Source organism: Nicoliella sp. ESL1113 (assembly GCF_058509245.1).
In genome coordinates, this window is sequence record NZ_CP196388.1 from 321,493 (window position 1) to 333,183 (window position 11,691).

Sequence of the window (11,691 nt, forward strand, 5' to 3'; positions counted from 1 at the left end):
TATTAAATCAAAATAACGGAGCTTAGGAATTCCTAAGCCCCGTTATTTTTGATTTTATAGTCCTAAACTTATTTGTCTTTAGAATTGCTGTTTCTCTCTAATTCCCGAAGCTCTTTTTCGGCCTCAAGCATATGATCATCAAAATGACTGATTTTATATGTTAGGTGATCAATGGCTGCTTGAATGTCATCCCGTTTTTCTTCCATAATCTCTTTTTGTTGCTTTAATAGATTAAGCTGTTCTTGCTCACTATCTTGGACTTGGTCGAATAGGTAAATATAATGCTTTAAAGTATCAATTTCCATTCCAGCGGCCCGCATTGTTTTTGCAAAGTTGATGCGTCGAATTAAGTGTTCATCAAAGTTACGAACTCCTGAATGATTTCGCTCAACTGATGGAATGATATGCTCCTTTTCATAATAACGAATGGTCGATGCTGGCACCTTAGTAATTTCACTTACTTGTTTAATATTCATAATCTGCTTCCTTTCTTTATTGTCAATAATACTCTTTAAACCTAACTTTAAGTCAACTTAAAAACAATGAATACTTTAAAGTGCGTGATTGAACCAATAATAAAAATAAATAATAAAGGCTAATTATTTAACAGTGTTAGCATAAATGATTAAAATTATAATAGTAATTTTTAGTTTGATGGTTCAGCATGATTATATACTACATAAAATAATAATCACCGAATTCAAATATTTATATTAATGATTGGAGGAGGTGCTTTCTTTGAATGAGGCACATTTACCCGTTAAATTAAACTTTAAACGGATTAGTTATGAAGATTTAAGCGGTAAGTTATATTGGACCATTATGACTTCATGGTTATTAATAATGACGGTTTTTGAATACTACACCATTTTAGACGGAATCATTCCTAATTTTAAGAGCCATAAACCCATAATGGCAATGTTATTAATTCTGAATCAAATATTTGTGGCGATTTTCTTTTATTATGGTTTGTCTAATTTATTTTTACCTCTATTTTACATGCGGGTGAAAAGGTTTGCGGTCGATCGCGAAAAGTATATTCAGTCAAAACCATTTCCGAGTGGTTTTAACCCACGGGTCCAGTTATTATACACGACTTATAATGATTTTATTCCATATGCTTTGAATCAATGCCTACAACAGACCTATGAAAATGTTCAGGCGGTCATTTTGGATAATTCGACTGAGCAAAAATACATTGATGAAATCGCTCAATTCGTTAAGGTTCATCCGTATGTTAAATGGGTCCGTGATGTTCCTAATTACCATGCTAAAGCTGGTAACTTGGATAACTATCTTTGCAATGAGGGGAAGGGGACTTATGATTATTTCGTGATTTTAGACAGTGATGAATTACTGGAACCCACCTTTGTAGAAAAGGCGCTTAAGTATTTTTTGTACAATCCCAATTTGGGGGTTCTGCAGGCTAATCACATTAGTGGACGGAATGAAAATAGCTTTATGCGAATGTTTTCTAACTCTGGAAATACTTTTTGGCCCGTTCAGAATACGGTTCGAAGCCTATATTCAGGAGTGAGAACCACTAATATTCAAAGTAAACAGCGGCAACCAAAAATAGTTAAAAATGGTGATACCGTTTGTATCGAACTGGGGCATGGTGTGATGTTTAGTAGAGAATGCTTTGATGATATTGGTAAAATGCCATTCATGGTGGCAGAGGATCTATGTACGTCTTTTGAGGTGTTGCTTAAGGGATGGGACATTGAATTTGCGATTGCGCTTTATGGGAATGAAGAGTTCCCAGTAAATTCGGCCGCATTAATGGTTAGATCCAGTAAGTTTTGTTCTGCTAATTTCCAATTCATGCGGGTCTATGGAATGCGACTATGGAAGACTAAACTTTTTACGAGGCGTCAGAAATTAGATTTATTAACCTTTACTTTGTCAACGCCGATTTTCGCTTTTGAATACATTAGTTTGATTTTATGTAGTATTATCCTACCACTAGGCCATGCGCAAATGGGTTACCAATCGTTTATGGTAGTTCCAACACTAGTTTGTTATTTTAGTCAGATGTTACCCGATGCGATTTTTGAATTACAAATGGGAATGAAGTTATCCAAGGTTGTTAATTATGAATTTCAAACGGCACTACTATATGGATCAATGTATTATCTTACCGTGCGGTGCACCTATTTAGCATTGATTGGGAAACCCGCAAAGTTTAACGTAACCCCTAAGGAAAATGAACGATTTACACTTTGGGATGCATTAAAATTAAACGGTTCGGGAATGATATTTTCGATTATCACCATCTTAGCTAGCATTCTGTGTTCAAGTAGTTCGTGGGTGTTACTATCCTTTTTGCCAGGTTGTTTGGGTTTTATTATGACAATGAAGTCTAATTACCAAAATAATGATGATAAAAAGAAAATGGCACTTTTAACACGTGCTAACCATGATGCATTGACTGATGGAAGCAAGAAAGCGGTCCCTTGGACAACGTAGTTAAAGGGTTTCAATTGAGCGCTTAATGGTAATTTTGATTAATGAATATTGAATTATGATAAAATGGATTTGAGGAGATGAAGATTAATGATTGTTGTAAACGTTAGAATTACGATTGATCCCGCTAAGCGTGCTGAATACCTACCCTTTATTAATGATTTGGTTACTAAGTCATTAAATGATGCAGGTAATTTAGCCTATGGGCATTATCAAGATCAAAATGATGAGAATCAGTATTTAATTTTGGAACACTGGCAAGATCAAGCGAGCTTGGATTCTCATTTGAAGACGCCCCATTTAATTAACTTTAAGGATCATATTGCAGAATATGTTACCAAACAACCAGAATTATTATTTTTAAATTCACAACAATAAAAATTTCAACGGTCGCCAGCTTTTTATGGCGGCCGTTTTAATTTTGATTGCATTTAAGAACATTTGTTCGTATAATATGGATGAAAGGAGGGGAAAGCGATGGACTACAGCAAAGAACCGCATGGTGTTTTTATGGTAATTGATAATAAATCATTCTATGCGAGCGTTGAGAGTGTTAAATTGGGCTTAAATCCAATGAAATCAATATTAGTGGTGTTATCAGAAAATGATAATACCAATGGTGGATTAATTTTAGCAACTTCTCCAATGGCTAAAAAACTATATCACCTTAAAAATGTGGATCGTAAACGTGATTTACCCCATGATAGTCGAATGATTATCGTTCCCCCACGGATGAATTTATATATCGAAAAAAATCTGGCGGTGAATAATATCTTTCAGCGATTTGCAGCAGAACCAGACGTTTACCCCTATTCGATCGATGAGTCTATTATTGATATGACTAAGTCATGGCACTTATTTGGCAAGACCCATCAAGAAGTTGCTAGACGAATTCAGTTAGCGGTTAAGGCTGAATTGGGACTCTATACCACCGTTGGGATTGGTGAAAATCCAATGCAGGCTAAGTTGGCATTGGACATTTTGGCAAAGCATGATTATGAAATGATTGGTGAGTTGAGTTATGAAACATTTGGTCAAATGATTTGGCCGATTAAACAATTAAGTTCTGTGTGGAGCATTGGCAAAAGAACTGCTAAGCATTTAAATGATATTGGAATTGAGTCGATGTATGAACTAGCACACACGGATCCATATTACTTACAACAAGAATTTGGTGTGCTCGGAGGACAGCTATTTGCATTGGCTAACGGAATTGATCGAGCCCAATTAGATCAAATAGTAAAAACAAAGGCTAGTAGTGTTGGAAATTCACAAGTTTTAGCTCACGATTATCATCGCTCCGAAGACATCAAGGTTGTAATTAAGGAAATTGGGGAGCAAGTTGCATCCAGATTACGTCATCAAAAGAAACAGGCAACCAAGGTTTATCTACACGTAGGATTTAGTTATGCCGCCCAAGCAGATGGATTAGGGACTGGGTTTGCGCATTCTCAAAAAATTGATGTGACTGACAATACTAATGAATTAATTGGTTATTTATTACGAATGTTTGATAAGTATTGGAATGGTGAAAGTGTTCGGAATATTGCAATTAATTATGGTGGGTTAGTTGATGGATTTAGTGAACAAATGAACCTATTCGATTCACTAGATTCGCAGGTTAAGCACCATGATTTAGAAAGGGTAGTTGATGATATTCGGGATAAATTTGGAGTGAATTCAATTATGCATCCCTATGATTTAAAACGGGGAGCTACTCGAAAATCAAGAAGTAAACTAGTAGGTGGTCATAATGGTGGTAATGCTTTTAAGTAGGAAGGAGTATTAAATGATTAAGCATCCAGTAAGTGATGAAGTAGCGCAAAAGTTTATTGATAATGATTTTCATGATCGAGGGATGATGAAATGGCAGGGGTTTATGTTGAGTGACCATACTGCCTATATTGAAAATGAAAAGCATTCAAATGCATTGGTAACTCGTCGTCAACAATCAATTAATGTTATTCGAGACTTGATTATAAAATCGATTGATGAACACTTATTAGTAATCATTCAAGTTAACTCCTTAGAGAATAGTTCCCCCTTTGAATTTCGGGGTCAAATCAAGGGAGTTCAGTCTGAGCAATTGTTTATCCATACTAATAACGGAATTGAATCTTTTGCATTAGAACTAATTCGCAATATTAGGACTAGTTTAAATATGTGATACTTTTTTGAATTTGGTTTACAATTAGATAAGCGGATTAATTCAAAGAGAGGTGAATTTCGATGAGAAGGTATATACTATTGTCAATAGCACTGATTTCACCCTTTGTATCTTTATTTTTATTTTTTACTGCAAGGGTGGATTACAAGAACTATTATTATCTAAAGCATCTATACCCAGGTGATTTAGTGTCCCAAAATATTGGGACTCCATCGGAGAATGTTTTGAAAATGTGGGTGTCATTATTTTTTGCAGTTGTATTAATAATCATCTTTATCGTGTCACTTGTTAAATATTTAAAAATGAATTACGTTAAATAGCCTAATATGACAGTCTTTAATTTGAAGACTGTTTTTTTATTAAAAAAAATCATTTTTATGAGCTTTATATTTGTGTTATACGAAATAAGTGATATATTAGTATATGTAAATTAATTATAAACAAAAGCTAATAAAAAATATAATCAATTTACGAGAAAAAATTTAATAATTGCTGATTTACACTTGTGTTATGTGTGAAATATGTTATTGTATAGTCGAATCGAGGCGGATAATTATGAAAATAAATATCAAAGCATATCTAGACGATAATAAACTATCAATTTACCGGGTTGCAAAAGAGTCCGGCTATGGATACACAACACTGCATAAATCATTTAATAAGCATCAATCAAGTGCAACTTCTATAAATATTAGAGACTTGAATGCAATCGCTAGCGTTCAGCACCTAAAGATGTGGCAAGTTCTCAAAATTCTTGAGGAAAGTTATCTGAAAATGTAATCAGCAATTAAAACATTGTAAATTTAAATTAAAAATTAATTTTATATGAAATGAGGAATGTTTTTATGGCTAGATTTTCAAATGATCCATTCTCAAATGATGGATTTGACGATATTTTTAATCAATTTTTTAACAATCATAATGATGGTGATGTACAACGCCGTTACTCAGTTAATGGACAGGAATTAACTCCTGAACAATTCGCGGAATTACAAAAAAGCGGTCAACTAGGTCAACAACCACAACAAGGTGGTAAAGATTCTAAGGGAAGTATCCTTGATAAATTAGGAACTAACTTAACTCAAGAAGCTCGTGACAAGAAATTAGATCCTGTTATTGGTCGTGAAAAAGAAATTCAAGAAACTGCTGAGGTACTTTCACGTAGAATTAAAAATAACCCTGTACTAGTTGGTGATGCAGGAGTTGGTAAAACTGCGGTGGTTGAAGGATTAGCTCAATCAATTGTTAAGGGTGATGTCCCTGCTGCAATTAAAAATAAGGAAATTATTAGTATTGATATTTCTGGCCTTGAGGCGGGAACTCAATACCGTGGTAGTTTTGAACAAAACATTCAAAACCTAATCAAAGAAGTTAAGGCAAGGGGTAATGTCATCCTATTCTTTGATGAAATCCATCAAATTTTAGGAGCCGGAAATGCTGGAGATGAAAGTGGGTCGAAGGGCTTAGCTGATATTATTAAACCAGCTTTATCTCGTGGTGAAATCTCTATTATTGGGGCAACGACTCAAGATGAATATAGAAACACAATCATGAAGGATGCAGCTTTAGCACGTCGGTTTAATGAAGTACAAGTTAAGGCACCTTCAGATGAAATCACTTTCAGAATTTTGGAAGGAATTCGTCCACTATACGAAAAGCACCACAATGTTGAACTACCAGATAAGGTTTTAAAGGCTGCGATTGACTTTTCTAATCAATACATCCCACAAAGACACTTACCAGATAAGGCGATTGATTTAATTGATATGACTGCTGCTCATTTAGCTGCTCAACACCCAGTGGTTGATCAAAAGCAAATTGAAGCAGATATCAAGAAGGAAACCACCGCTAAACAAGCTGCTGCTGATAAGGAAGACTATGAAGATGCATTGAAACATCAAAATAAGATTGAATCTTTGAAGGAACAACTAGATAATAGTAGTGATGAAAAGAAGGTTACCGCTAGTGTCGATGATGTTGCTAAATCTGTTGAAAGATTAACGGGGATTCCAGTTGCTAAGATGGGTTCAAGCGACATTGAAAGATTAAAGACAATGGATTCTAGACTTCGTGGTAAGGTCATTGGCCAAGATGAAGCCGTTGAAGATGTTGCTCGTGCGATTCGGCGGAATCGGGCTGGATTTGACGAAGGCAATCGTCCAATTGGTAGTTTCTTATTCGTTGGGCCTACTGGTGTTGGTAAGACTGAATTAGCAAAGCAATTAGCTTTAGACATGTTCGGAAATAAGGGTGCAATCATTAGATTGGACATGTCTGAATACTCTGACACTACCGCTGTTTCAAAATTGATTGGTGCTAGTGCTGGGTACGTTGGTTACAATGACAATAATAATACTTTGACCGAAAAGGTACGGAGAAATCCTTATTCCATCGTATTATTAGATGAAATTGAAAAGGCTAATCCACAGGTCTTGACGCTCTTACTTCAAGTACTAGACGATGGGCGTTTGACTGATGCGCAGGGAAACACCGTTAACTTTAAGAATACCGTTATCATTGCTACTTCTAATGCTGGATTCGGAAATGAACAACTTACTGGTGATAAGCAAAAGGATGATGACATCTTAAAGAAGTTAGCACCTTACTTCAGACCAGAGTTCTTGAATAGATTTAATGCTATCGTTGAGTTCTCACACTTAACTAAGGAAGACTTGAAGAAGATCGTTAACTTAATGCTAGATGATGTTAATAAGACCTTGGCTAAGAAGGGAATGGATGTCCATGTCACCGACGATGCTAAGAATCTATTAATTGAACATGGTTATGATGAAGCGATGGGTGCACGTCCACTTCGGCGGGTCGTTGAACAACAAATTAGGGATAACATTACTGACTTTTATCTTGATCACATTGATGTTAAACACCTACTTGCATCCGTTAAAGATGGTAAGCTAGTTATCAGTGAAAGAACTGATGCTCAACCTAAGAAATCAACTGATAAGAATAATAAGTAATTAAGATTTAATTATTTTAAAAGGTACTGACTGTTAGTCAGTACCTTTTTTTACATACTACTGCGCATTTTTAATTAAAATGTAAAATGTTAAATCATTGAAAAGCGTATAATAAAGCGGTATACGTTTGGGAGATGAAGTAATGAAGCATATAAATGTGTGGTTGCTGTTTTTAATTGCAATTACTTTATTTATGGTAATTGATTGTCAGAATGTTTCTGCAATGACGATCCGAAATCAAAAGCAACCTGCTGTAACAAGGACAAACAAAGTAAAGGTGGTTGATAATCCTAATATCACAAGGCTAGTCCCAAGGGTCTATTCGAATGGTTATTATCCTAATTCTGGGCGAATCAACCATATGCGGGTTAATGGTGGCGTTAAAAAGGTAACGTTTTCAACTAGCTATTTTTTATCATATGATAATTCGGCCACGTGGGCTGCACCACAAAGTGCTGCTAGGGTAGGGCGGTATGTCTATGTGATGTATAACTATAATGGTAGTCCTGATGATCGACGTGATTTTATCGTAAGGTATGATACTAAAAAAATTAAGCGACATGGAATTCCCTTATCCCATAAAGATTCGAAACTAGATGGTGTAAAAGTAGGTCCAGTATTTAGAGGCGGGCATGGCCAGTCATTAGCTTATAATCCTAAGAATAAGCAGCTATGGTTTATTAACGTTGGGCGGGGCTCTTATTATCATGCGAGTGCAGAGCGATTAAGTATCAAGACCCTACGTCCGAACTACAAAATTAATTTTAAGTTTGCATATAACAGTAGCTTTATTGATAATACGCTTGCCTTTGATAAGCATGGTCGGGCGTATACCAATGTGAGAAGTGGGGGTGGAAACGTTGTGAAGGGAGCATATAAAATTTACTATGGATCCATTTCTACGCACCGCGTTCATTTTCGATTAGCTAGACGTGCGATTCGCCACGCAGCTGGTCCAATTCCACAGGGGATGGGATATAATCCAAAAAGTAATCGCCTTTATTTTGTATCAGATGGCTGTATTTTATCGATTCCTGCCAATAAAATTAATACCCTCAAAAGACAAGATATTAAATATGTTCATGTTAAAACTAATCGAGAATTTGAGGGAATTACATTTGATAGAAAAGGGCATGGATTACTATTGGCTATGCGACCAGCTGAATTAATGAAGGTTTCAGGAAGCTTTTAATTATTCTTGAAAATATCACAAATGGTGATGATTAAGTTGGTAGCATCGACAAAAGCGCTTAATTGAATAAAATCTACCCCTGGCAATCCATTTGCTGATTGAATTAGGTAAAGATTTTCTGGAACTAATTCGGTATCCCTAATTTGTTCGGCAACTTCATGGTTTCTTTGAACGTATTGACTTCTGTTTTGTCGATATAGTTCTAAGAAGAATTGATCGTTATTGAGTAACGTAAAATGAACGTTATTTTTATTCTCTTCTTGTTGTTCTGCGATTAGTTTTAATTCAAAGTGGGATTTGGATAACTTACCTTCTAGCGTAATGTTAATTTCGGGATCAGATTTTGATGGGTCAATCTCAATTTCCCTTATTCGAACTAAGCTAAATTTAGTATTCATTTCTGATTGAACGATTTTAGCCATTTCAAATCCAGTGATTTTAGTCATATTGATAAACATTCCTTTTTGAATTGATAAATTGATGTCATGACGTCATAAGCATTATAATAGCTTATAACCATGGGGATTGATGCTCTTTAGAACTGATTAGGTGAATCAAAATAGATGTTAAATCAGGCAAAATGTAAATGGGACAGGTATTTGGCCGGTCCCATTTATTTTATTGTTAGTATCTAGTATGAACATGTTATCATTAAAATAATAATAGTAATAATGAAGGTGAACGATGATGATTAAAAATAAAAGGTGTCCTGAATGTGGGACAACGGTAACGGCTAATGATATGGTCTGCCCTAACTGCGGTTTTAGTTTTAAAGCGGTGAAAGCAATTGGTGCGGGGAGTAATTTTACTAATCATGAAAATAATTACAATCTAAGTGTTAAGCTACCAGAGATTATCTCTAGTAGCTTAGATGAAGATATCCAAGTTGACCAAATTTCATCATATAAGAAGGCCATGGGTTTTTCTGATCGAATTGACAATATTGTTTTCGCTCAAAATTATAATCGAAAACAATCGTTGGCTTTAATATGGGACTTATTAGTTGCTAAGTCATACATATTATCGTTCGAAAAGAATGGCATCTTATTTATAGGCATTGGGGCCTCAGGCCAATTAACTGGAAAGAATGCATATTTAGATGATGCTGAAATTAAAGAATTTGATTTTAGATACGGGTTTGGGAAAAGGGTATTAACAATTCGTTCAACTAGGGGCGTATTAAAAATGACTTGTCCCTTAACGATTAAACACAATACATTTCAAAAGAAAAATTTAGTAAATTTAGCTGAATTAACTGATCAATACAATACTTGGATTGATGAAAAATAACAGGATTATATAATTGAAAAAGCCACGATGATGAAGTGGCTTTTTTAATTTAGTTAATTTTTTGTTTTGGATTTAAAATGTGCATTGGATCTAATAGTGATTTAATCTGTTGTTGAAGGTAGTCAACGTTAGCGCCAAGTTGAATTCGAGTCCATTGATTTTTTAACAATCCCACTGAATATTCCCCAGTAATGGTACCATTTAGTTCGATTGTCTTTTGGTAAAGTTTTTCAACTGCCATAATCACATCATCAGGAATTTTAGGCGCATCTTTAGACCAACCAATAATCGGATGGACTGTTCCATCACCAGCATATGCGGATGTAAAAAGATTGACGGATAATTCAGTCCTTAGCTTGTTTGCATAATCCATTAGGGTAGTAAATTGGCTTAGTGGGACGGTTAAGTCAGACATAAAAAATTGACTATTTTTATCGGAATAAATTGCCGGGAACATCGCCATCGCTATTCCAGCAATCTTTTTAGCTTCATTCGGATTAGAACTAACTTGAATTTTTTTACCATCATACTGCTCAAAAATATTTGTGAGCATTTTTTCGGCTTCTTCGTTACTGCCATCAATTTTAACGATCAACATGGTTTGTCCATCCTTGGTGTATTGGGATCCGTTTAATTTATCCATTGCTGTAAGGATGTTGACATCGAAAGCCTGCATTAATGAAGGATATACGCCTGATTTTCTCACTGCAGTGGCGACTGCATTTAAGGTCGATAGATCCTTGAATACTGCTGAGCCAGCCACTGTTCTTCCCAATGGAATGGGAAATAACTTCACGGTAATCTCAGTTACAATTCCAAGGGTGCCCTCAGAACCAACGAATAAGTGGGTTAAATCATATCCAAATGAATTTTTATGGGTTTCGGTCCCAACATGAATCTCGCGGCCATCAGCTAATACAACGGTGAGCGCTAATACTGAATCCTTAGTTGTTCCATAGCGAAGGGCACTGGCACCACCTGCATTGGTGTTTGTATTTCCACCAATCGATGAGAACGTCCTTGAACCTGGATCAGGAGCATATAACATTCCGACCTTAGCAGCTTCCTTATTTAATTCATTATTAATTACCCCTGGTTGGACAACTGCAATTTGATCATTTGCATCAACTTTTATAATTTGATTCATCTTAGCAGTTGAGATCATAATTCCGTTTTCAACAGCATTGGAACCAGAAACAACGCTAGAACCAGTGGTCTTTGGGATAACTGGGAGGTGGTACTTTCGAGCAACGCTCAATACGTTTTTGACATCATCTGTATTAGATACGTTCACCAGTGCAATTAAATGATTATTGGTGGATACCAATCCATCAGAATCACTGCTTTGTGCCTTGAGTTTATCTGCATCGGTAATTATTTCAGAATCAGCAACGCTACTTTTTAAATCGTTGATAACATCACTTTTTGAAAAAGCTTTAAAAATTCCCATAATGTTCCTCCTAAAAACTAATTATACTTTAATTTTAATGCTTTTTTGATTTTGCACAATCAATATGCTCACATTGATAGCTATCAATTGTAAGTCTTTGTTATCTGTTATAAAATTTACCTAATATATTTATTATATGAAAGTCGGTGAA

Annotated in this window: 11 protein-coding genes; 8 read left to right on the forward strand and 3 right to left on the reverse strand. The window is 35.3% G+C overall.

Annotated elements, in window-relative coordinates; translation table 11 throughout:
- Nucleotides 1-68 precede the first annotated feature (68 nt).
- Entirely contained in the window at nt 69-476 is a 408-nt protein-coding gene (locus tag ACSYTJ_RS08220) for a MerR family transcriptional regulator (protein WP_491717492.1), read from the reverse strand.
- Nucleotides 477-738: 262 nt separating this feature from the next.
- Here ACSYTJ_RS08220 and ACSYTJ_RS08225 point away from each other — a divergent pair, with 262 nt between their 5' ends.
- The 7 genes from ACSYTJ_RS08225 to ACSYTJ_RS08255 all read left to right on the forward strand — a co-directional run bounded on the left by ACSYTJ_RS08225 (nt 739) and on the right by ACSYTJ_RS08255 (nt 8,800).
- Nucleotides 739-2,469, forward strand: coding sequence for a glycosyltransferase family 2 protein (locus tag ACSYTJ_RS08225; protein ID WP_491720331.1), 1,731 nt, complete (start codon nt 739-741; stop codon nt 2,467-2,469).
- 87 nt (nt 2,470-2,556) lie between these two features.
- Entirely contained in the window at nt 2,557-2,844 is a 288-nt protein-coding gene (locus tag ACSYTJ_RS08230) for a putative quinol monooxygenase (RefSeq protein WP_491720332.1), read from the forward strand.
- A 99-nt stretch (nt 2,845-2,943) separates the two neighbouring features.
- Nucleotides 2,944-4,242: a Y-family DNA polymerase gene (locus tag ACSYTJ_RS08235; protein ID WP_491720333.1), complete on the forward strand. Its 1,299-nt coding sequence runs from the start codon at nt 2,944-2,946 to the stop codon at nt 4,240-4,242.
- 13 nt (nt 4,243-4,255) lie between these two features.
- Nucleotides 4,256-4,633 carry a hypothetical protein gene (locus ACSYTJ_RS08240; RefSeq protein WP_491720334.1) on the forward strand — a complete coding sequence of 126 codons (378 nt, stop codon included), beginning with the start codon at nt 4,256-4,258 and terminating at the stop codon, nt 4,631-4,633.
- A gap of 555 nt (nt 4,634-5,188) precedes the next feature.
- Complete coding sequence (locus ACSYTJ_RS08245) at nt 5,189-5,413, forward strand: transcriptional regulator (RefSeq protein ID WP_491717487.1); 225 nt, start codon at nt 5,189-5,191, stop codon at nt 5,411-5,413.
- 65 nt (nt 5,414-5,478) lie between these two features.
- Nucleotides 5,479-7,608, forward strand: coding sequence for an AAA family ATPase (locus ACSYTJ_RS08250; protein ID WP_491717486.1), 2,130 nt, complete (start codon nt 5,479-5,481; stop codon nt 7,606-7,608).
- Between the two features lie 142 nt (nt 7,609-7,750).
- A complete protein-coding gene (locus tag ACSYTJ_RS08255; RefSeq protein WP_491720335.1) occupies nt 7,751-8,800 on the forward strand; it encodes a hypothetical protein in 1,050 nt (349 codons plus the stop codon).
- On the opposite strand, the gene ACSYTJ_RS08260 is transcribed toward ACSYTJ_RS08255, so the two are convergent.
- Nucleotides 8,797-9,246, reverse strand: coding sequence for a hypothetical protein (locus ACSYTJ_RS08260; protein WP_491720336.1), 450 nt, complete (start codon nt 9,244-9,246; stop codon nt 8,797-8,799). The genes ACSYTJ_RS08255 and ACSYTJ_RS08260 overlap by 4 nt on opposite strands.
- A gap of 238 nt (nt 9,247-9,484) precedes the next feature.
- On the opposite strand from ACSYTJ_RS08260, the gene ACSYTJ_RS08265 reads away from it, so the two are divergent.
- On the forward strand, nt 9,485-10,090 hold the full coding sequence (locus tag ACSYTJ_RS08265; RefSeq protein WP_491717483.1) for a zinc-ribbon domain-containing protein: 606 nt from the start codon (nt 9,485-9,487) through the stop codon (nt 10,088-10,090).
- A gap of 49 nt (nt 10,091-10,139) precedes the next feature.
- Here the strand turns inward: ACSYTJ_RS08265 and ACSYTJ_RS08270 are convergent, their stop codons facing one another.
- Nucleotides 10,140-11,540: an FAD-binding oxidoreductase gene (locus tag ACSYTJ_RS08270; RefSeq protein ID WP_491720337.1), complete on the reverse strand. Its 1,401-nt coding sequence runs from the start codon at nt 11,538-11,540 to the stop codon at nt 10,140-10,142.
- Nucleotides 11,541-11,691 lie beyond the last annotated feature (151 nt).